Here is a 21451-nt window from a genome sequence, read left to right as displayed (position 1 = left end):
ATCTTATGAGGATACTCGCGATCTCCGGCAGCTTGCGTGCGGCCTCGAGCAACACCGCGGTGCTGCGCGCCGCGGCACGTCTTGCACCCAGAGGCGTCGACATCGTGCTGTTCGACGGCATCGCCAGACTGCCGTTCTTCAACCCCGATCTCGACGGCGACCTGCTTCCCGCGCCGGTCGCGGCGTTTCGGACCGAGATCGGGGAAGCTGATGGGATCGTGATTTCCAGTCCGGAATATGCGCGCGGTGTCGCCGGCGTGCTGAAGAACGCGCTGGACTGGCTGGTCGGCAGCTTCGAATTTCCGGACAAGCCGGTGGCGCTGATCAATACATCCCCGCGTGCGATCCATGCGCTGGCCGCGCTGACGCTGACGCTCGAGACGATGTCGGCCCGGCTGGTCAAGGACGCATCGATTACCTTGCCTTTGCTAGGGACGGCGAACGATGCAGCCTCCATCCTTGCCGACAACGCGCTCGCCGACCCGCTCCGGGATGCGATCGCCCGCTTCGCCGCCGCGATCTCCCGATACCAGGCCGACGCATGAGGTCGGGCCGCTCCATTTCGATGCGCGCGCGGCGAATAGTTGCGATGAAGCGGCATCGATATATGTCGTCATTGTGAGCGAAGCGACTTGTCCGCGATAACCCGAAGGGCCACGGCGGAAGCAATCCAGAGCCCGGAAAACGGTCTAGATTGCTTCGTCGCTTCGCTCCTCGCAATGACGGCACCCATGACCAGCACATAGATGGGCAAAGCGTCGGCGTGCCCACTGCGCGTGGTTCGATTGCTACCTCGCGCCGCGCACGGAGGGCTCGCGGCATTTTCGATTCACATCTCAAACAGCGCGAGGACATGCGATCGCGATCTCGCGGCACGATCGGCCCGAGCTCTGCTAGCGAACCGCCCTCTGAACTCGATGAGGGCGCAGGGAAGGCCGGGCGCCGGCTGGCGCCCGCGGCCCGCCTGCAACAAAAAAATGCAGGCGGCAGGTACCACAGGCTCAGCCGAGACGACCCGGCCTTCCCTGCGCGATGGTTTTAACAGCTGCTTCGCGTTCTCCCTGGTGCGCCGGGCTTGTTGGCCACCATCACGAGCGTGACGCGCTCAGGCATCATCACCCGCTTGATACCAGCATCGGGGTATCAGGACGACGCGACTTGACCGTGCATGCCTCGCTGTTCGTCCGCATGATGAAACCATGCTGCAGCAAGACACACCCATCGCATCCCACTGCCAACGGTCCGTGACGTTCGCGAAACGCCCCTCATGCAGCGGCGGGACGTGCGAGAATCTCTGCCTGATTTGCCCGACGGCGCAACGTCATCGGCCTGCGACAAAGTAACCCGACGGGCAATTCGCGCATGGGACGCATGCGTCTCGTCGCCAACATATCACCGACGCGATCCAGTATTCGGCCGCGGCTTACTCAATTGCACTCAGAGCAATTTAGACAATGACCTCGCGCGAGGAGACCAGTTAGAAACCGGCATCAGCCCTTCTCTTCGAGCTACCGATGCCGCACACCTCGTCTCTGCTCGCTTTCGCCCTCGTCTCGTTCGGAATGGTGCTGACACCCGGGCCGAACATGCTCTACCTGGTCTCGCGCTCGATCACGCAGGGACGCACGGCCGGAATCATCTCGCTCGGCGGCGTCGCGCTCGGCTTCGTGGTCTACATGTTGTCGGCGGCGTTCGGCATCACCGCCCTTCTGCTCGCGGTGCCCTTCGCCTATGACGCGCTCCGGCTCGCCGGTGCCGCCTATTTGCTCTACCTCGCCTGGCAGGCGGTGAAGCCGGGCGGACGCTCGCCGTTTCAGGTGAAGAAGCTCGCGGTCGACAGCCCGCGCAAGCTGTTCGTGATGGGCTTCGTCACCAATCTTTTGAACCCGAAGATCGCAATGCTGTATCTGGCGCTGCTGCCGCAGTTCATCGACCCCGCGGCAGGCAGCGTGCTGACGCAGTCGGTGGCGCTGGGCGCGATCCAGATCGCGATCAGCGTCAGCGTAAATGCCCTCATTGCGATGGCGGCCGGCACCATCGCGCTGTTCCTCGCGACGCGACCGAGCTGGGCGCTGCTGCAGCGCTATCTGATGGGCACGGTGCTGGCGGGGATGGCGGTGCGGATCGCGGTCGAGGCGCGGCGGGGGTGAGTACTCCCACCCCGCCGACCGGAATGACCACAAGGCGGACAAGTGCCCCGGCGTCCATTCGCCGCCCGATTGCACTCATCCGCTATTCGGCATAGGCGCCGCGATAGCGCCCCGCGCGAATGCTGGCCATGATCTCCGCTTCGCGCTGCTCCTGGCCGCGCACGGCCTCCAGCAGCTCAGAGGCGATCGCCGGCGCGAAAGCAACGACACCGTCGGCGTCCGCGACCACCACGTCTCCGGGCGCGACGATCATGCCGCCAATCGACACCGGCACGTTGATCGCGCCAGGACCATTCTTGTAAGGGCCGCGGTGATTGACTGCACGTGCGAACACTGGGAAGTCGGAGTTCATGAGCACGTTGGAATCCCTGACGGCGCCATCGACGATGATTCCGGCCGCGCCACGTTGCCTGGCGATGGCAGCGATGATCTCGCCGACCAATGCGCGCGTCTCGTCGCCCCCGCCATTGACGACGATGACATCGCCGGGCTTTACGAGATCGAGCGCCCGATGAATGAAGAGGTTATCTCCCGGCGCCGTGTTCACGGTCAGCGCGACCCCGGCCATGGGCGAGCCCGCATAGAACGGCCGCAAGTTCGTCGCACCGGGCAACCGCTGCAGATTGTCGCTAATCACGGCCGTGGCGACAGTCTTGAATGCGGCTATGATTGCGGGATCGATCGGCGCACCAGCTTGCGGTTCGCCGTGTTCCATTCTCGCTGATCGCTCTCTCGCACCGTCCATGGGCTCTCCCGCACCATCGCGACACCGCATATGAAGATGTCGCTCCTTTGAAGGGCATGGTTCGACTGTGTAGGACTCGCCATGAATTCGAAAAACAGATAAATAGAGATATTAACCTATCTCTTTTTCGCATGTCGCATGGTCACTCTAAAGCAGCTTGAGGCCTTGAACTGGATCGCGGAACTCGGCACGTTCGAGCGCGCGGCCGCAAAGCTCAACACGACGCAATCGGCCATCTCGAAGCGCATCCAGGAGCTCGAGGCCTCCGCACGCGTTCCGCTGTTCGACCGCAGCCAGCGCGGCGCTCGCCTGACTGAGAGGGGCGAGCAGATCCTTGCCCTGGGCCGGCAGATGCTGGCGTTGCAGGATCAGATCCTGGAGCTGAAGGACGGACGGCAGGCACCGGCCCACCGTCTCCGCCTCGGCGCAACAGAACTGTCGGCGCTGACATGGCTGCCGCGTCTCGTATCGGCTATTCGCGAAGCTCATCCGGCCGTGATGATCGAGCCCGAGGTGGACACCAGCCGCAGCCTGTACGATCGGCTCATCGAAGGCAGCATCGACCTCATCGTGATCCCGGATGTGTTTTCGGATCCGGAGGTGACATCGGTCAGGCTGGCCGAAGTCCAGAACGTCTGGACGGCGCGCCCCGGCCTGGTCCAATCGCGTCGGGCTCTCGGATTCAACGAGCTCGGCGACCATACGATCCTGATGCAGGGCCGCCGCTCAGGCTCCGGCCTCTTCTTCAACAAATGGCTCACAGCGAACGGCGTCTCCTTCAAGCGCGCGATTTCAGTCGACAATCTGACTGCCCTGGTCGGACTCGCCGTGGCCGGCCTCGGCATCAGCTATCTACCGCAACGCTGTTTCCGTCCCCTCTTCGAGGAGAGAAAGCTCGCCATCGTGCCCGTTAAGCCGGCGCTGCCCGCAGTGCCCTATGCGGCCATGTATCGCAACGACAGGCCCTCGGCCTTCACGGCCGCCGTAGCCCAGCTGGCACGCAGGACCTGCGACTTCGGTCGCCAGCTCCAGGGCTAGCGCGGTGCCTGCGCCGACGGAAGCCTGCCGCGCCCAATGATCTCCTTTTGGAATGAGACGTGAAGCGTTTTTATCCCTTTTCATCGTTGCATGCCAAAGCGAGGCTGTCATCGGGCACGTGCGGCACCTGCGGCGTGCGAGTAGGATTGGTGCGAGGAGAGGCTTCAATGCGCATATGGGGATTTTTGCTGACGGCAGCGCTCGCCGCAAACGCCGCGAGCGCCGAGGAACTGACGGGCACGCTGCAGAAGATCAAGGAGAGCAACAAGATTTCGATCGGTTTCCAGGAGTCGTCGGTGCCGTTCAGCTACCTGGACGGCAACCAGAAGCCGGTCGGTTATGCGCTCGATATCTGCGCGCGGATCGCGGACGCCGTGAAGAAGGAGCTTGGGCTGCCCAACCTCACGATCGAAACCATTCCGGTGACGTCGTCCAACCGCATTCCGCTGATGACGAACGGCACGATCGACCTGCTGTGCGCATCCACCACCAACAACGCCGAACGCCAGAAGCTCGTGGCGTTTGCCAACACGCACTTTCTCAGCGCCACGCGCTTTGCAGCCAAGAAGTCGCTGTCGATCGAGACGATTGACGACCTGAAAGGCAAGACGGCCGTCGCGATTGCCGGATCGACCAACATCGCACAGCTGCACAAGGTCAATTTGGAGCGCAAGCTCGGCATCAACATCGTTCCGGCCAAGGACCAGGCCGAGGCATTCCTCATGCTGGAGACCGACCGCGCGCAGGCCTATGTGCTTGACGACGTCCAGCTCGCGGTCGCGATCGCGCGGTCCAAGGACCCGGCGGCGTACATGATCAGCAACGACTCCTTCTCGAAGCCGGAGCCTTACGGCATCATGTTCCGCAAGGACGATGCGCAGTTCAAGGCTCTTGCCGACCGTGTCACTGCCGAGATCTATCAGAGCTCGGACATCGAAGCGCTCTACAGGAAGTGGTTCGAATCGCCGGTTCCGCCGACCGGGATCAATTTCAACTATCCGATGCCGGCCGCGTTGCGGGCCGCATTCAAGACGCCCAGCAGCAGCCCCGATCCGGACACCTACGTGCAGAACTGATGCCGGGGCATTCTTCGTTCTAAACCGAAAGCCTTCGTCGTCCGGCCCCCTCTCTGGCCCTCCCCCGCAAGCGCAGGGCCATCGCATATAAGGAAGAAGCTGGGGCGGCCGGTCTTTTCGCGGCCACCCTTCGAGACGACCGCCTTCGGCGGTCCCTCAGGATGAGGGCCTTTTCTGCGGTGAAATCCTAAACCCTCATGGTGAGGAGGCGCGTAGCGCCGTCTCGAACCATGAGGCCCCAGTACGATCACGGCCGTCCGAATCCAAATGCGATCGTCGGCCCCGCAAGCGGGAGAGGGAGCAAGCACACGCGGATGCGGCGGTCGAGCCTGCCTCCGCGGAGGACGCGGCAATCGCCCCTCAATCCAGCTTCGCCTCCATGCCGCGCTTGACGGCCGGCCGGGCCATCAGCGTCTCATACCAGCGCTTGACGTTGGGGAAGTCGGCCAGATCAACCTTGTGGCGGGGATGGCGCCAGGCCCAGCCGAGAATGGCGAAATCGGCCACCGACAGCGCCCCCGCAACGAACTCATGCGCGGCCAGCCGGCGGTCCAGCACCCCATAGAGCCGGCGGGTCTCGGCCATGTAGCGCTTCAGCCCATAGGCGCGGTCCTGCTCGTTGTCGAGCGCGATGAAATGGTGCACCTGGCCCGGCATCGGGCCGAAGCCGCCCATCTGCCACATCAGCCATTCATAGACCGGAATCCGTTCCGCCAACGATTGCGGCAGGAACTTGCCGGTCTTCTCGCCGAGATAGAGCAGGATCGCGCCGGATTCGAAGATCGACACCGGCTTGCCCTCGGGCCCCTCGGGATCGACGATCGCCGGGATCTTGTTGTTCGGGCTGATGGCGAGGAAGGCGGGCGCCATCTGCTCACCCTTGGTGATGTCGACCGGAACGACCTTGTAGGACAGGCCCATCTCCTCCAGGGCGACCGAGATCTTGCGGCCGTTCGGCGTGTTCCAGGTGTAAAGCTCGATGGTCATCCGCGCCTCTTCAGCTCTTGTTCAGGCGATGTCTGTAGCATCGGAGGTCTCGGCGGCCAAAGCGCCCCCACCGCCTGTGCGAAGCCGGCCGGCGCCGCCTCGCCGCTGTTGACGGGCTGGCTCGTCCGGTGGCATGAGCGCCGGGCCGCTGATAATTGCCAACCCCTGCCAAGCCAAACGGGGATCGATGACCGTGTCCAAATCCGCCTCCCGCGCCCGCCTCTTCGAGATCATTCGCAGGCGCTCGTTCGGCCGTGGCGAAGTCACGCTGGCCTCGGGCCGCAAGAGCGATTTCTATTTCAACCTGAAGCCGACCATGATGGACCCGGAGGGAGCCACGCTGCTTGCCGAGCTCACCTATGAGGCGCTGAAGGACGAGCATTTCGACTATATCGGCGGGCTCGAGATGGGCGCGGTGCCCCTTGCCGGCGCCATCGCGCAGATCTCCTGGATCAAGGGCCATCCGATCGCGGCCTTTTTCGTGCGCAAGAAGCCGAAGGAGCATGGCGCACGGCTCGCCATCGAAGGGCTCGCCAAGGACGAGACCCTGGCCGGCAAGCGCATCGTCGTGGTTGAGGACGTCACCACCACCGGCGGCTCGGCCATGAAGGCGGTGGAAGCCCTGCGCGAGGCCGGCGCCGACGTGGCGCTGGTGTTCACCATGGTGGATCGTGAGGAGGGCGCGGCGGAAACCTTTGCACAGGCCGGCCTGCCGTTCCGCGCGCTGTACAAGGCCAGCGAGTTCCTCTCGGCCTAGTGGTCCGATGCCGACCAAGAGTGCGCGGATGAGCCGATCACGACTTCAAATCCGCCGGGCGAGCAGCAACGCATACCGCTCATTTACCATCCTCCGTTAAGGTTACCGCAAAGCTGACAGGCCGCGCCACAAGGATGGCGTGTTTGAGGTCTCATGATCTCGGGCAGCGGCGCGCCTGGATTGTGGCTGTTGCGGATGGGAGTGGGCGTTGCGTAACGAATTCTCGTCTTTGCACCCGTGGCGGCGGCACATCATGCCGATCGTCGCGCTGGCGCTGGCCGGATCGATCGCCATGATGCCGCAGCGAGCAGCAGCCGAGAACCTGTTCGATTTCCTGTTCGGCGGTTTCACCAAGCCGCAGCGACAGCAACAGGGAAATGGCTTCGACCCCTTCGGCAACAATCCGCAAGCCCAGCCGCAGCCGCGCACGGCGGCCTCCGGCTCGGGACCCGCCTTCTGCGTGCGGACCTGCGATGGACGCTATTTCCCGCTGATGCGCGGCCTCGCCTCGCCGGCGCAGATGTGCCAGGCCTTCTGCCCAGCCAGTGCAACCAAGGTCTATTTCGGCTCCAGCATCGATTACGCCGCGGCGGCGAACGGCGAGCGCTATGCGGACAGCGAGAATGCCTTCGCTTATCGCAAGGCGCTCCGCGCGGACTGCACCTGCAACGGCCGCGATCCCGCCGGCCTCGCGCCGGTCGATCTGGCGCTCGACAATTCGCTGCGTCCGGGCGATGTCGTCGCCACCACCGAGGGATTGGTTGCCTATACCGGACCGCGCGGCGGCACGGCACAAGCTGCCGACTTCACGCCGGTGGCATCCTATCCGGGATTGACGAACGAGGTCCGCGCCCGCCTGACCGAGCTGAAGGTCGCGCCGGTGCGTGCTGACATAGCAGCGACCGACCCGGCATCTGCCGATATCACCGCCAGCGTGGCGCCGCCTTTGAGTATCGCGCCGAAAGCCGTGCCCGGCCGCGACAAGCGCGCGGAAATGGACTGATCGGTCAGCGCTCGCGCAGGGCGCAATGCCGCGCAAGGACTTGCCGGCTCACCGCCCCACGATCACGCCGATCACGTTCGGCGCGGTGAGATATTTCTCCTCGATCGCAACCCGCGCCGCGGCGCGGTTCTCCGGCGTCAACAGGCCGCGCTTCTCGGCCAGGATCATCCAGCAAAATCCCCACCAGTCGGTCAGCATGCCGTCGTCATCGACGAGGTCATAACCCTGCTCGGCGGCAAAGATGCGCGCCCCCGCCTCGTCCAGCCCATCGAGGAAGGTGTGATCGGTGGCGGAGAACAGGTCGTCGGAAATGTCGTCGGTCGTATAGCCCCAGATCGACAGGCAGACTGCATTGAACTCGCGGTCGATCTGGTCGTCATCGACCGGGCGGCGGCGCGCCGTCCGGTGCAGCCGCGACAAGGTCCGGGCGAAATCGGCAATGCGGGTGAGAGCCAGGGGATCGAAGGCGATACTGGACATGGTGTCCTCGCTGGATGCGCGGATGAGGTGTGATGGCGCCGGGGGCACCGAATCAAAGCGTCTACAGCTCCTATCACAGATGTTCTTAATTTGTTCTTGCGCACTTGTGAAGAGCTGATTTATCGTCGTCCTGGCGAAAGCCAAGCGCAGGAAACGAGCTATCGGGCCTGTTGCCCAGCTGGCCGCGCTTATGAGTTTGCAGCGCGACTTCACGGATGGCAGAGGTCCTGCGAGCGCTGCGCCACGTAGGCCGTCCGCACATCTGACCTGAAGCCGCAGCTCTCGTAGAAGCGGCGCACGCGCGGGTCGGTTCGGCCGCTTTGCAGCAGCACATGATGGCAGTCCTGCCGCCACGCTTCGTCCAGAGCCGCAGCAACCACGGCGTGGCCGTGACCACGGCCGCGATGCTCGGGATGCGTTACGACATTTTCGAGAAACCCGTGCTGGCGGCCGGAGCGCAAGAGATTGGGCACGGTGATCAGCATGCAGGTTGCGACGACCGCTCCATCGATCTCCGAAACGAAAACCGCCACACCTTCGCGCGACAGGATCCGTTCCCACACATGAGCCGCACGCTCGCGTGGGCCAACAACGGCGCTGACCTCGGACGCCTGGAAAAGCGCAATCACGCCATCCAGGTCATCTGGCCGCGCCAACCTTGCTTCCGGCATCTGCTCCACTCCCCACCGTCGCTCACTGCAGTTTGATCACGCCGCGTCGTCAGTGCGCCCACCTATTGCGTCGCACGTTCGCGACATCATCGATTCCGCTCGGTTGCAACAGCAGGAACTCGGCCTGAACCTTGCATAACTTGTCAGCATTCCCACTGCCCCGGACCGCTCCGGGTTTCCGAAGGCGGCGCATCCGTCGTATGCTCTTCACTGGACTGACATCAGCATCACAGGTTCCACGGTGACAAACCAACCGCCCCAGCGCAGCTTTGTAAGCACCGGCCAGCCCGTCGACGAACTGGCGGTGGCGGAGATCAAGAGCGACATTCTGGCCAAGCTGCGCCTTGCGATCGGCAAGGAGGCGAGTCAGGCGACCCAGCACGACTGGTACTACGCCGCGGCGCTGACATTGCGCGACCGCATCGTGCACCGCTGGCTGACCGCCGACAAGGAGAGCTACGACGCCGGCCGCAAGCGGGTCTATTATCTCAGCCTCGAGTTCCTGATCGGCCGGCTCTTCACCGACGCGCTCAACAACATGGGCCTGATGAAGGTGTTCGAGACCGCACTCGGCGATCTCGGCGTCGGCCTCTCCGATCTTCGCAAATCCGAACCGGATGCCGCGCTGGGCAATGGCGGCCTCGGCCGGCTCGCGGCCTGCTTCATGGAGAGCATGTCGACCCTGCAGATCCCGGCGATCGGCTACGGCATCCGCTATGATTACGGCCTGTTCCGGCAAGTCATCGTCGACGGCTGGCAGCAGGAATATCCGGACGTGTGGCTCTCGTTCGGTAACCCTTGGGAGTTCCAGCGGCCGGAGATCGTCTACCACGTCCATTTCGGCGGCGGTGTCGAGCATGTGGATGAGAAGGGGGGGCGCGACCGCGCCATCTGGCATCCCGGCGAGACGGTCCAGGCGGTGGCCTATGACACGCCGATCGTCGGCTGGCGCGGCCATCACGTGAATGCGCTCAGGCTGTGGTCCGCGCGCTCGCCCGATCCGCTCAAACTCGACGTCTTCAACGCCGGCGATTATCTCGGCGCCTCCGCCGAGGAAGCGCGCGCCGAGGCGATCTGCAAGTTCCTGTATCCGAACGACGAGAGTCCTGCGGGACGCGAGCTCAGGCTGCGGCAGGAATATTTCTTCGTGTCCGCCTCGCTGCAGGATCTCGTCAAGCGGCATCTCGCGTCCGACGGCCACCTCCGCAGCCTGCCGCAGAAGGCCGCGGTGCAACTCAACGATACGCATCCCTCGCTCGCGGTGGCCGAGCTGATGCGCATCCTGGTCGATCTGCACAATTTCCGCTGGGACGAGGCCTGGAAGATCACGGTCGCCACCCTGTCCTACACCAACCACACGCTGCTGCCGGAGGCGCTCGAAACCTGGCCGGTCGAGCTGTTCGAACGGCTGTTGCCGCGGCATCTCGAAATCATCTACCGCATCAATGCGCAACATCTGGCGCTCGCAGAGGAGCGCGCGCCCGGCGATATCGATTACCGCGCCTCAGTCTCGCTGATCGACGAGAAGAGCGGCCGCCGCGTGCGCATGGGCCAGCTCGCCTTCGTCGGCTCGCACCGGATCAACGGCGTCTCGGCGATGCACTCCGACCTGATGAAGGAGACCGTGTTCCACGATCTCAACCATCTCTATCCCGGCCGCATCACCAACAAGACCAACGGCATCACCTTCCGTCGGTGGTTGATGCTGGCCAATCCGAAGCTGACCGATCTGCTCCGCGAATCCTGCGGCGACGCCGTCGTCGATGATCCCACGCTGCTCGCAGGGCTCGAGGACTATGTCAGCGACAGCGGCTTCCACCAGAAATTCCGCGCGGTGAAGCATCACAACAAGATCCAGCTGGCGCGGCTGGTCGGGGAGCGCATGAACGTCCGGCTCGATCCGGCCGCGCTGTTCGACGTGCAGATCAAGCGCATCCACGAATACAAGCGCCAGCTGCTCAACATTCTGGAGGCGATCGCGCTCTATCAGGCGATGAAGGACGAGCCGCAGCGCGACTGGGTGCCGCGGGTAAAGATCTTCGCCGGCAAGGCCGCGGCCAGCTATCGCTATGCCAAGCTCGTCATCAAGCTGATCAACGACGTTGCCGAGGTCGTCAACAACGATCCGGCCATCGGCGGCCGGCTCAAGATCGTGTTCCTCGCCGACTACAATGTCAGCCTGGCGGAATCCATCATTCCCGCCGCCGACCTCTCGGAGCAGATCTCGACGGCCGGCATGGAGGCCTCCGGCACCGGCAACATGAAACTCGCGCTGAACGGCGCCATCACCATCGGCACGCTGGACGGCGCCAATATCGAAATTCGCGACAATGTCGGCGCGGAGAACATCGCGATCTTCGGCATGGAGGCGATGGAAGTGGTGGCACGGCGGCAGCAGGGGCTCGATGCCAGCGACATCATCCAGCGCTCGCCGCGGCTTGCGCGCGCGATCAATGCAATCGGATCAGGTGAGTTCTCGCCCGATGACCTATCCCGGTTCCAGCCGATCGCGCACGCGCTGCGCCATCTCGACCACTACATGGTCTCAGCCGATTTCGATTCCTATTACGAGGCGCAGCGCGGCATCGACGCGCGCTGGCAGGTGATGCCGGCCTGGACGCGCGCCTCGATCCTCAACGTCGCACGGATGGCGTGGTTCTCCTCCGACCGCACCATCCGCGAATATGCCGACGATATCTGGAACGTGCCGGTGGGGCCGATCGGGGCGATCGAGCCGCAGGCTCAGCGGGGCTGACAGCTCACACAGAGCACGGCGCGCATGCCGGCAATGACGTCGGACGTCATTGCCTTTGACCTGATGCTCATCATACGATGAGCGTCAGAGAGAAACGCATGCCCGGCACAATGATGGACCACCTCTTCGACCAGGCCACCCGCGTCACCGCCGGTGATAGCCGCTGGCAGGGCAGGACCTGCCCGGATTACTGGGCCTTTGTCGGCCCGTTCGGCGGCGTCACCGCGGCCACCGTCTTGCGCGCGCTGATCGAGCATCCGCACGCTGCGGGAGATCCGCTGGCGCTGACGGTGAATTATTGCGCGCCGATCGCGGAAGGCCCGTTCGATCTCGACGTCCGCCTGGTCAAGGCCAACCGCTCCTCGCAGCATTGGTATGTCGAACTGAGCCAGGGCGATGCCGATCCGGCCACCGTCGCCACCGCTGTGTTTGCCGAGCGTCGCCCGTCCTGGTCGCACCAGCCGGCGCAAAGGCCGGACGCCCCGCCTTTCGATCAGGTGAAGCGGCATGCCGATACAGGAATGTCGTGGACCCGGCAGTATGATTTTCGCTTCGTCGAGGGCCAGCCCGATCTCGCTGGCGGCGCCAAGGCAGAGCCGCAGAGCGCCTATTCCAAGCTCTGGATCTCCGACCGCAAGCCGCGCAGGCTCGACATGCTGTCGCTCATGTCGATGTCGGACGCGTTCTTCGGCCGCGTCTTCCACGCGCGCGGCGAATTGGTGCCGTTCGGCACGGTATCGCTGACGACCTATTTCCATGTCGGCCGCGACGACCTCGCGGCCGAAGACATCACCCATGTGCTCGCGGTCGCCGACGCCAAGGTCTTCAACAGAAGCTATCAGGACCAGCACGGCGAATTGTGGTCGCCGTCGGGACGCCTGCTCGCGACCACGACACAGATCGCCTATTTCAAGGCGTGAGGCCACCACGCCTCGGCGCGCTCGGCGTCGTCCCGGCGAAGCTCATAAACACCGCATCGCGTTTGCGTCGAGAAAGACGCCGCCCCTACAACTGTCATCGCCCGGCTTGACCGGGCGATCCAGTATTCCAGAACAGGGCGGCGAACTACTCCGCTGCCAGCTTCAGATCCGGCGCCGCCGCGCGGACCTCGGCGTCGACCTGGGCCTCGAACTTGGCAAAGTTCTTCTGGAACATGCCGACCAGCGCACGCGCGGTCTCATCGAACTCGGCCTTGTCCCTCCAGGTGTTGACGGGATCGAGGATCTCGCTGGGCACGCCCGGCAGCGCGGTCGGCACCGCAAAGCCGAAATACCTGTCGGTGCGGAATTCGACATTGCGCAGCGAACCATCGAGCGCCGCCGTCAGCAGCGCGCGCGTCACCTTGATCGGCATGCGGCTGCCGACGCCATATTTGCCGCCGGTCCAGCCGGTGTTGACCAGCCAGCAGTCGACATTGTGCTCGGCGATCAGCTGCCGCAGCATGTTGCCGTAGACTGCCGGATCGAGCGGCAGGAACGGCGAGCCGAAGCAGGTCGAGAATTCCGGCTGCGGCTCTTTGCCGAGCCCGCGCTCGGTGCCCGCGACCTTGGCGGTGTAGCCGGACAGGAAGTGGTACATCGCCTGGGCCGGCGAAAGCTTGGCGATCGGCGGCAGCACGCCGAAGGCATCGGCGGCCAGCATCACCACGTTCTTCGGATGCGGCGCGCGTCCGGTGCGCGAGGCGTTGGGAATGAAATCCAACGGATAGGCAGAGCGCGTGTTCTCGGTCTTGGAGCCGTCGTTGAAGTCGACCTCGCGGCTGTCCTCATCGAGCACGACGTTCTCGAGCACCGCACCGAAGCGCTTGCTTGCGGCGTAGATCTGCGGCTCGGCCTCCTTGGACAGCTTGATGCACTTGGCATAGCAGCCGCCCTCAAAGTTGAACACGCCGTCGCCGCCCCAGCCGTGCTCGTCGTCGCCGATCAGCGTGCGGTTCGGATCGGCCGAGAGCGTGGTCTTGCCGGTACCGGAGAGACCGAAGAAGACCGCAGTGTCGCCGTTCGGCCCGACATTGGCCGAGCAATGCATCGGCATCACACCCTTTTCCGGCAGATAATAGTTCAGCGTGGTGAACACGCTCTTCTTCATCTCGCCCGCATAATAAGACCCGCCGATCAGGACGATCTTGCGGGCGAAATCGATCGCAACGACGTTCTCCGAGCGCACGCCGTGACGTTTCGGGTCCGCGCGGAAGCTCGGCATGTCGATGATGGTGAGCTCCGGCACGAAGGTGTCGAGCTCGATCCGTTCAGGGCGGATCAGGAGCGTGCGGATGAACAGCGAGTGCCAGGCGAGCTCGGTGAAGACGCGCGTCTTGATCCGGAAGCTCGGATCGGCGCCGCCATAGAGATCCTGCGCGAACAGCCGCTTGCCCTCGGCGTGCTTGAGAAAATCCTGATAGAGCGTTTCGAACTGCTCCGAAGTGATCGACTGATTGCCCGCCCACCACATCTTCTTGTCGGTGGAAGCATCGCGGACCGTGAACTTGTCCTTGGGGCTGCGCCCGGTGAATTCGCCGGTGTCCGCGCACAAGGCACCATCCGCGGACAGCACCGCTTCGCCCGCCGCGAGCGAATATTGGTAGAGCTGCGGCGCACCGAGATTCCAATGCACCTGCTTCAGATTCTTCAAGCCGAACTTATCAGCACCGAAGGCGCCGTTGCGAATACCCGTCTCTTGCACGAAAGTCCCCTCCTGAGAGTCCGCGTCTATACTGCGCGATCGATTGAAAGCGCTTGTTGCGCGTTGACCGTTACCGTTACGCATTGCCTGTCATGGCTCGGGCTTGGACCTAATACTAACCAACGCCGGGCTTGCCAAGACGATCCGCGCCAATTGCTTATTGCACCGCTGCCGGCCCGATGCACATCAACAAGTGTTAGGCGCAGTGACAAAGCGACGCGATGCGGAACAGCCGATGCTGCGTCGCAGTAATCATCATACTAATGAGCTGGACTTGGCCGCCATCGCTTGCGCGACGCGCAACAGCGCGCGACCCTTGCCGGCGCGGCTGTCGCGACCATCCCGACCGCACATTGTTCTCGTCTGCGGACGCTCAAGTCGCGACTAACGACGGCAGCGTTCAAGCAAGCCGCTTTGCGCGCGCCTCCTCGGCCAGCCTCACAAGCATCTTGCGCAACTCGCCGGGCGAGGTCACGCGCTCCGGAAAATCCAGCCGCAGCACCTTGCCATCAGCTACGAGATCGAGGCCCTCGGGATCGCATCCCGTGCAGCGCCAGTCGGCCTGTTCGGCTCCGAGCAGCCGAGTGGCGTAAAGGCTGAGCGCCTCGCGGTGATCGGCGTTCATGTGGTCGACGGCGCCCTGTTCTGCTTCGAGCAAACCGGCAGCATCCGACGTGTCGGTCAGGAATTGCGCCGGCTTCAGATCAAGGATGCGCCCGAATCCGGCCACCAGGTGCAGTCCCGACGGGCGAATCAGAAAAAACGAGAAATCAGCAAAATCGGCATAATTTTCTGCCGACGGGTGAGCATTCAGATACCGTCTTCGCAAGGTATCGCGTTGCTCGGCGCCGACCTGTTCCGCGCGACCCAGCAGCATGATCCGCGCGCCCTCCAGCGGGTCGCCCGGCGCGCGCTCGTCCAGCATCAGCGAGACCCGCGGATCGGCCAAGACGTTCTTGGTGTGCACGGCGAGCCTTGAAATCAAGAGGATCGGCGAGCCATCAGGCGAGCTCGCGACGTTCACTAGCGAGCAATAGGGATCGCCGGAGTCGACCATCAACGTCGCCAATGCCCCCTGCCGGCTCCGGCGCAGTAGCGATTTGGCAAGGTGGGACGGATTAAAATCAGAAGTCGGCTGCATGGTTATCTCTCGCCCATCCTGTTGCAATGAGGGTGTTTTTTCGGCTAAAGGGGCCTTGTTTCGGACTGCGACGCGCGCTTCGTCACGCGTTTTGTGGAACTCGGTCACACTTCAGCCCAGCTTGCATTGCTCGTTGACCACGTTCGAAGCCATTTATGCGGCGCCTAGCTGGATTGCTCGCCGTTTCAGCTAACCAGACTGTGAAAGCAGGCTCATGCCCACAATCGCCTTGGTCGATGACGACCGCAACATCCTGACCTCCGTCTCGATCGCACTCGAGGCCGAAGGCTATCGCATCATGACCTACACCGACGGGGCATCGGCCCTCGACGGCTTCCGCACCAGCCAGCCCGATCTCGCTATCCTCGACATCAAGATGCCGCGCATGGACGGCATGGAGACCTTGCGTCGGCTGCGGCAGAAATCCGATCTGCCGGTGATCTTCCTGACCTCCAAGGACGAAGAGATCGACGAATTGTTCGGCCTCAAGATGGGTGCCGACGATTTCATCCGCAAACCGTTCTCGCAGCGTCTCCTGGTCGAGCGCGTCAAGGCGGTGTTGCGGCGCTCGCAGCCGAAGGATCCGACGGCGCTGCCGAAGGAGAATGACGCCAAGGCGCTCGATCGCGGCCTGTTGCGGATGGATCCGGAGCGGCACACCTGCACCTGGAAGAACGAGCCGGTGACCTTGACGGTCACGGAGTTTCTGATCCTGCAGGCGCTGGCCCAGCGTCCCGGCGTCGTCAAGAGCCGCAACGCGCTGATGGATGCGGCTTATGACGATCAGGTCTATGTTGACGACCGCACGATCGACAGCCACATCAAGCGGCTGCGCAAGAAGTTCAAGATGGTCGACGAGGATTTCGAGATGATCGAAACCCTTTACGGTGTCGGCTATCGCTTCAAGGAAACCTGAGGCCGCTGCGGGTCGCAGCGCGCGGTTCGCGCGCTGACGGCGTGACCTCATTGGGGTAGACTGCGTCGAGGCGGACTGCCGGGCGCAGCAACGCCGAAAACGGGGCACCACCCATTGCTCGATCGAACGCATCCTGACCACGGCCTGAATGCGGAAGGCACATCGGCGGCTGTCGTGATCGACAACGCCCCGGAAGAGACGCCTGCCGTCTCGGGTTGGCAGCGGCCGCTGAGCTGGCTGCGGCGCGCCGGGCAATTCCTGTTCGCGCTCTCGTTCTCCAGCCTGACCCGGCGGATCGTCTCGCTGAACATCGCGGGCCTGCTGGCGCTGGTCGCGAGCATTCTTTACCTCTCGCAGTTCCGCGCCGGCCTGATCGATGCCCGTGCGCAGAGCCTGCTCGTGCAGGCCGAAATCATCGCGGGCGCGATCGCCGCCTCCGCGACCGTGCAGACCAACACCATCACCATCGATCCGGAACGGCTGCTCGACCTCAAGCCGGGCGAAAGCTACGGCGCGCCCGATGAATATTCGCCACTCGACTTCCCCATCAATCCGGAGCGCGTCGCTCCCGTCCTGCGCACGCTCATCTCACCGACCAAGACGCGGGCGCGCATCTACGATCCCAATGGCGGGATCCTGCTCGACAGCCGCAATCTCGAAAACGTGCTGCGCTTCGATCTGCCGCCGCCGGCTTCGGAAAAGCCCGGACTGGCCGAGCGCGCTCTGATCTCGGTGCGCACCTGGCTCAATCGCGGCGATCTGCCGCTCTATCGCGAACATGGACCCGAAAACGGCAACGCCTATGAGGAAGTTGCCGATGCGCTGCGCGGCCAGAAGCGCAGCATGGTGCGGGTCAATGTGCGGGGCGAGGTGATCGTCTCGGTCGCCGTTCCCGTGCAACGCTCGCGAACGATCCACGGCGCCTTGATGCTGTCGACGCAGGGCGACGATATCGACCAGATGGTGACGGCCGAACGGCTTGCGATTCTGAAGGTCGGCGGCGTCGCCTCCGCCGTCATGATCGTGCTTTCGCTGCTGCTGGCCAGCACGATCGCAGGGCCGGTGCGGAGACTTGCCGACAGCGCCGAGCGCGTCCGCCGCCGAATCAAGACCCGTGTCGAGATCCCTGACTTCACCCGTCGCCGCGACGAGATCGGTCATCTGTCCGGTGCGCTGCGCGACATGACGGAAGCACTCTATAACCGCATCGAGGCGATCGAGATGTTTGCCGCCGATGTCGCGCACGAGCTGAAGAATCCCTTGACCTCATTGCGCTCGGCCGTCGAAACGCTGCCGCTGGCGCGCAACGACAACAGCCGCAGCCGGCTGCTCGCAGTGATCGAGCATGACGTGAAGCGGCTCGACCGCCTGATTTCGGACATTTCCGATGCGAGCCGGCTCGACGCCGAGCTGCAGCGCCAGGACATGACCCTGGTCGACGTGCGGCGGCTGCTGACGACGCTGACCTCGGTCGCCAACGAGACCAAGCTCGGCCATGACGTCGGCGTCGAGGTCCGGTTCGAGGGGCGCGGCGTCAACGACACCTTCTCCGTTCCCGGCCACGATTCGCGGCTCGGCCAGGTGATCTCGAACCTGTTGTCGAACGCGCAATCCTTCTCCGCTCCCGGAGGCAAGGTCCGCATCACCTGCCGCCGCGTGCGCTCCGAGATCGAGATCGTGGTCGACGATGACGGCCCCGGCATTCGCGAGGACGCCCTGCAGCGGATCTTCGAGCGCTTCTATACCGACCGGCCGCACCAGGGCTTTGGCCAGAATTCGGGGCTCGGGCTCTCGATCTCCAAGCAGATCATCGAGGCCCATGGCGGACGCATCTGGGCCGAGAACCGCCCCGGTCCGGTGGACGCCGATGGAATGCCTACGGCCGCCGGCGCCCGCTTTATCGTCCGGCTACCCGCGCCATGAGTGCGGTGGGCGCCAGCGTCCACGCCTCCGCCGTCAAAGTCGGCGACCGTGCCGTGCTGATCCGGGGGCCTTCCGGTTCCGGCAAATCCCGCCTCGCCTTCGAGCTCATTCTGGCGGGCCGCGCGGGACAGATTTCCCCCACGATCCTCGTGGGCGACGACCGTGTTCATCTCGCCACAGCCGGCAAAGAAATATGGGTCAGCCCGGCCCCGGCCTTGGCTGGCCTGATCGAGATTCGCGGCCTCGGAATCCGAGCCTGCGACTTCGTGTCCGAGGCCAGGGTCGGACTCGTTGTCGATTTGATGGCAGACGATGCGGCGCGGTTGCCCGCGCCGGAATCCCTCCGGTGCGAACTCTATGGTGCTTCTTTACCGAGAATCCCGGTGGGACGCGGGTTTTCACCCCTCCCATTGGTTGTAGCCGAACTGACTACTACTCAAACTTCATGTTCCAGTAACCTTTCGGCCGATTGTGTGAAGGGAATTGGTAACCATATCACCGGCACTATCGCGCCCGAATAGACCGCGCACTGCCTCCCCTTCCGCAAGTCAGATTCCGGGAGACTGCTACACATCCCCTCTTGCGCAGGGGCTCTGGATGGTCAAAGTGGCGCGTTCGTGCGGTGCACCCAAGGCGCCCGCGAGGAGTATCCAATGATTGGCCTGGTACTGGTGACCCATGGGCGCCTCGCCGACGAGTTCAGAGCGGCGCTCGAGCATGTCATGGGTCCTCAAAAACAAATCGAAGCCGTGACAATCGGCGCGGACGATGACTCCGATCTCTGTCGCAGCGATATCATCGAAGCCGTGAACCGCGTCGATACCGGCGATGGCGTTGCCATTCTGACCGACATGTTCGGCGGCACGCCGTCGAACCTCGCGATTTCCTGCATGAGCCGACCTAAGGTCGAGGTGCTCGCCGGAATCAACCTGCCGATGCTGGTGAAGCTGGCCAAGGTCCGCGAGGAGCGTTCCTTGCCGGACGCGATCGCCATGGCCCAGGAAGCCGGCCGCAAATATGTGACGATCGCCAGCCGTGTGCTCGCCGGCAAATGAGTGACGAGGACGCTCCCCAGAACCACGTCGCCGGGCCAGCGGTGCCCGCAGATGCGTTATCCCGGGAGCTCCTGATCACCAACAAGCGCGGCTTGCACGCCCGCGCCTCGGCCAAATTCGTCCAGACGGTCGAGCAGTTTCAGGCCGAAGTCTGGGTGACCCGCGGCGGCGAAACCGTGGGCGGGCGCTCGATCATGGGCCTGATGATGCTGGCCGCCGCCCCTGGGACCACGATCCTGGTCTCCGCCGCCGGACCTGAGGCCGAAGCCGCCCTCCAGGCGATTACCGAGCTCGTCAACGACAAGTTTCACGAAGAAGGGGTGTAAGCCGGCCCTTGCCGTCATTCCTGGCGGTCGTGACGCGGCGTCTCGGAATCACGCGCTCCGGGCTACTTCCCCGGCGGCTGAATAAAGATCTTCCATTCGATCGCAGGACCCGGCTGACCGCGGAAGAAGCGCTGTGTGGTCATCACGAGCTTCTCGGCCTTGGGCGCCTGCTGCGCCATCCAGGCTTCGCAGGCGGCGATCCGGTTATCGGTCGTGTCGCAGATCCCGATGAAGCCTTCGCGGTTGAGATCCTCCAGCGAGGTCAAGCCCGATCCCCAGGTCTCGTCCGCCATGAACGGCACCGTGAACGGCCGCGGGTGGTCGGGACTGTAGAACGTCATCGGCGTGTTCATCTCCGAATAGCCGGCGACGAGCGGCCAGGGCGAGCCGAAGCGGGCATGCCAGGCGTCGGTCAGCTCACGGGCCAATTGCGACCGGGCCGCATAACTCGTCGAGCCATTTGGGCTCGCCTTCATCTCGCGCAGCGCGATCGAGGGCGAGGCCACCAGGGTCAGCAGCGAGAGCACGAGCCACAGCGTGGTCAAACGAACCACCACCGCTTGGCGGATACGCAGAGCGGGAATGGCGACCAGCGCCAGCGGCACCAGGAAGAACAGCGAGATGCCCCAGTCGGTCTTCATATAGATCGTGAAGGCAAGCCCACCGAGCGGCGGCCCGATCGCCACGATCGCCTGCACCATCCAGACATTGAGCGCCTGGCTGACATTGACGCCGGGATTTGGACCAGAGCGCCAATTGCGGAAAGCCCAGCGCGGCGGCCACGCCAGAACCAGGGCGGCGAGCGCAATCGGGAGCGCGAGCAGCGCCAGATTATGGCCGACATAGCCGAGCACGAGCTGCGCGGCCCTCCCCCGATCCGACAGCGTGTAGACGTCACCCGCGTAGGTCAGCGGCACGAAATCGACGTCCCACAGCCACACGAGGTGCGGAATCATCGCGACGATCATCGTGGCGATGCCGACCCAGGGCGCGGGCGAGGCCAGGAATCTAAGCCGCTCGGGATGGATCAGCGCAGCCAGCCCGATCGCGCCGATCATCGTCAGCACCCAATATTTCGTCATCAGGGCAGCCGCGCCGGCAAGGCCGAGCCAGATGCCGGAAACGACGCTGCGCTTCTTGAAGGCGTTGAGATAGGCCAGCATCACGAGCGGCAGCGTGACCAGCTGCAGCAGGTCGGGATTGTATTTGAAGCCCTTGAAATTGAAGATCGGATAGAGCGCGAGCATGACCACGACGAAGAACGCCCGGCGCCGATCAACCACCTTGAGGCTGATGAACCAGCAGATGACGAGGCCGACACTGACGGTGGTCATGGCCAGCGCGTAAGTCGCCCAATCCTTGACCGGAAAGACCATGAACCAGAGGCCGGCGATCCAGCCCGACAGCGGCGGATGCTTGCCATAGCCGAGCTGGAACTTGCTGCCCCAGGCATAGGCCTCCGCGACATCCATATGGATGTCCTGCGCCGCCTTCAGATTGGTCAGGATCACGGTCCAGAGCACCGCGTGCAGGACCGCAAACGTGACCACCAGCCACAGGCCGGTTGCGGGATCGCTGGCGCGCGCCGCGATCCAGGCCGACATCCGGGCGAGAGGGGCTCGGCCGCGCGCACGCGCCGTCGCGGGAAGAAAAGACGTGCTCGACATGGCCTCTCGGTACCGCGTTTTCCGGCCCGATGGAATCAGCTTGCCGTGAAGAAAGCTCCTTCAAATTCAGCAATATGGT

20 protein-coding genes are annotated in these 21451 nt (G+C 63.9%); 13 read left to right on the top strand and 7 right to left on the bottom strand.

Annotated elements, in window-relative coordinates; genetic code table 11:
* Positions 1 to 5: 5 nt before the first annotated feature.
* Positions 6 to 545, top strand: a complete 540-nt coding sequence (locus tag QXZ85_RS10715; protein WP_315728927.1) for an NADPH-dependent FMN reductase — start codon at positions 6 to 8, stop codon at positions 543 to 545.
* A gap of 969 nt (positions 546 to 1514) precedes the next feature.
* Positions 1515 to 2150, top strand: coding sequence for a LysE family translocator (locus QXZ85_RS10710; RefSeq protein WP_315761330.1), 636 nt, complete (start codon positions 1515 to 1517; stop codon positions 2148 to 2150).
* An 82-nt stretch (positions 2151 to 2232) separates the two neighbouring features.
* Here QXZ85_RS10710 and QXZ85_RS10705 read toward each other — a convergent pair whose 3' ends face one another.
* Complete coding sequence (locus tag QXZ85_RS10705) at positions 2233 to 2865, bottom strand: RraA family protein (protein WP_315701917.1); 633 nt, start codon at positions 2863 to 2865, stop codon at positions 2233 to 2235.
* Between the two features lie 168 nt (positions 2866 to 3033).
* On the opposite strand from QXZ85_RS10705, the gene QXZ85_RS10700 reads away from it, so the two are divergent.
* Both QXZ85_RS10700 and QXZ85_RS10695 read left to right on the top strand, forming a co-directional pair.
* Positions 3034 to 3933: a LysR family transcriptional regulator gene (locus QXZ85_RS10700; RefSeq protein ID WP_315701918.1), complete on the top strand. Its 900-nt coding sequence runs from the start codon at positions 3034 to 3036 to the stop codon at positions 3931 to 3933.
* A 167-nt stretch (positions 3934 to 4100) separates the two neighbouring features.
* Positions 4101 to 5009 (top strand): amino acid ABC transporter substrate-binding protein, encoded by a 909-nt coding sequence (locus tag QXZ85_RS10695; RefSeq protein ID WP_316165497.1) that lies wholly within the window; start codon positions 4101 to 4103, stop codon positions 5007 to 5009.
* A 360-nt stretch (positions 5010 to 5369) separates the two neighbouring features.
* Here QXZ85_RS10695 and QXZ85_RS10690 read toward each other — a convergent pair whose 3' ends face one another.
* Complete coding sequence (locus QXZ85_RS10690) at positions 5370 to 5996, bottom strand: glutathione S-transferase family protein (protein WP_316165494.1); 627 nt, start codon at positions 5994 to 5996, stop codon at positions 5370 to 5372.
* A gap of 193 nt (positions 5997 to 6189) precedes the next feature.
* On the opposite strand from QXZ85_RS10690, the gene pyrE reads away from it, so the two are divergent.
* Entirely contained in the window at positions 6190 to 6753 is a 564-nt protein-coding gene (gene pyrE / locus QXZ85_RS10685; RefSeq protein WP_315701921.1) for an orotate phosphoribosyltransferase, read from the top strand.
* 253 nt (positions 6754 to 7006) lie between these two features.
* Complete coding sequence (locus QXZ85_RS10680; protein WP_315703115.1) at positions 7007 to 7756, top strand: DUF2865 domain-containing protein; 750 nt, start codon at positions 7007 to 7009, stop codon at positions 7754 to 7756.
* Between the two features lie 48 nt (positions 7757 to 7804).
* Here QXZ85_RS10680 and QXZ85_RS10675 read toward each other — a convergent pair whose 3' ends face one another.
* Positions 7805 to 8236 (bottom strand): hypothetical protein, encoded by a 432-nt coding sequence (locus QXZ85_RS10675; RefSeq protein ID WP_316174056.1) that lies wholly within the window; start codon positions 8234 to 8236, stop codon positions 7805 to 7807.
* Between the two features lie 209 nt (positions 8237 to 8445).
* The gene (locus tag QXZ85_RS10670; protein ID WP_315701923.1) at positions 8446 to 8907 is read right to left on the bottom strand and encodes a GNAT family N-acetyltransferase; all 462 of its coding nucleotides are present in this window, start codon (positions 8905 to 8907) and stop codon (positions 8446 to 8448) included.
* Between the two features lie 241 nt (positions 8908 to 9148).
* On the opposite strand from QXZ85_RS10670, the gene QXZ85_RS10665 reads away from it, so the two are divergent.
* Both QXZ85_RS10665 and QXZ85_RS10660 read left to right on the top strand, forming a co-directional pair.
* The gene (locus QXZ85_RS10665; protein ID WP_315701924.1) at positions 9149 to 11662 is read left to right on the top strand and encodes a glycogen/starch/alpha-glucan phosphorylase; all 2514 of its coding nucleotides are present in this window, start codon (positions 9149 to 9151) and stop codon (positions 11660 to 11662) included.
* A gap of 98 nt (positions 11663 to 11760) precedes the next feature.
* Positions 11761 to 12582, top strand: a complete 822-nt coding sequence (locus QXZ85_RS10660) for a thioesterase family protein (protein ID WP_315701925.1) — start codon at positions 11761 to 11763, stop codon at positions 12580 to 12582.
* Between the two features lie 145 nt (positions 12583 to 12727).
* Here the strand turns inward: QXZ85_RS10660 and QXZ85_RS10655 are convergent, their stop codons facing one another.
* Both QXZ85_RS10655 and QXZ85_RS10650 read right to left on the bottom strand, forming a co-directional pair.
* The gene (locus tag QXZ85_RS10655; protein ID WP_316174054.1) at positions 12728 to 14344 is read right to left on the bottom strand and encodes a phosphoenolpyruvate carboxykinase; all 1617 of its coding nucleotides are present in this window, start codon (positions 14342 to 14344) and stop codon (positions 12728 to 12730) included.
* Positions 14345 to 14744: 400 nt separating this feature from the next.
* Positions 14745 to 15485, bottom strand: a complete 741-nt coding sequence (locus tag QXZ85_RS10650) for a HugZ family protein (protein ID WP_315767743.1) — start codon at positions 15483 to 15485, stop codon at positions 14745 to 14747.
* A 214-nt stretch (positions 15486 to 15699) separates the two neighbouring features.
* Between QXZ85_RS10650 and QXZ85_RS10645 the strand changes: the two genes are divergently transcribed.
* The 5 genes from QXZ85_RS10645 (at position 15700) to QXZ85_RS10625 (ending at position 19705) form a co-directional block, all read left to right on the top strand.
* The gene (locus QXZ85_RS10645; RefSeq protein ID WP_008966744.1) at positions 15700 to 16401 is read left to right on the top strand and encodes a response regulator transcription factor; all 702 of its coding nucleotides are present in this window, start codon (positions 15700 to 15702) and stop codon (positions 16399 to 16401) included.
* 114 nt (positions 16402 to 16515) lie between these two features.
* On the top strand, positions 16516 to 18324 hold the full coding sequence (locus QXZ85_RS10640; RefSeq protein ID WP_315701927.1) for a sensor histidine kinase: 1809 nt from the start codon (positions 16516 to 16518) through the stop codon (positions 18322 to 18324).
* A complete protein-coding gene (locus QXZ85_RS10635) occupies positions 18321 to 18845 on the top strand; it encodes an HPr kinase/phosphatase C-terminal domain-containing protein (protein WP_315761338.1) in 525 nt (174 codons plus the stop codon). The genes QXZ85_RS10640 and QXZ85_RS10635 overlap by 4 nt, the downstream gene beginning before the upstream one ends.
* 132 nt (positions 18846 to 18977) lie before the next feature.
* Positions 18978 to 19379 carry a PTS sugar transporter subunit IIA gene (locus tag QXZ85_RS10630; protein ID WP_006611446.1) on the top strand — a complete coding sequence of 134 codons (402 nt, stop codon included), beginning with the start codon at positions 18978 to 18980 and terminating at the stop codon, positions 19377 to 19379.
* Positions 19376 to 19705: an HPr family phosphocarrier protein gene (locus QXZ85_RS10625; protein WP_315701929.1), complete on the top strand. Its 330-nt coding sequence runs from the start codon at positions 19376 to 19378 to the stop codon at positions 19703 to 19705. Before QXZ85_RS10630 ends, QXZ85_RS10625 begins: the two co-directional genes overlap by 4 nt.
* Positions 19706 to 19767: 62 nt before the next feature.
* Here QXZ85_RS10625 and QXZ85_RS10620 read toward each other — a convergent pair whose 3' ends face one another.
* Positions 19768 to 21372, bottom strand: coding sequence for a glycosyltransferase family 39 protein (locus QXZ85_RS10620; RefSeq protein WP_315761341.1), 1605 nt, complete (start codon positions 21370 to 21372; stop codon positions 19768 to 19770).
* Between the last annotated feature and the right edge of the window lie 79 nt (positions 21373 to 21451).

It is taken from the genome of Bradyrhizobium sp. SZCCHNGR1005 (genome assembly GCF_032489995.1).
Classification (GTDB): domain Bacteria; phylum Pseudomonadota; class Alphaproteobacteria; order Rhizobiales; family Xanthobacteraceae; genus Bradyrhizobium.
The sequence above is the reverse complement of the archived record's forward strand: the minus strand, read 5'-3'. Positions and strand labels throughout refer to the sequence as shown.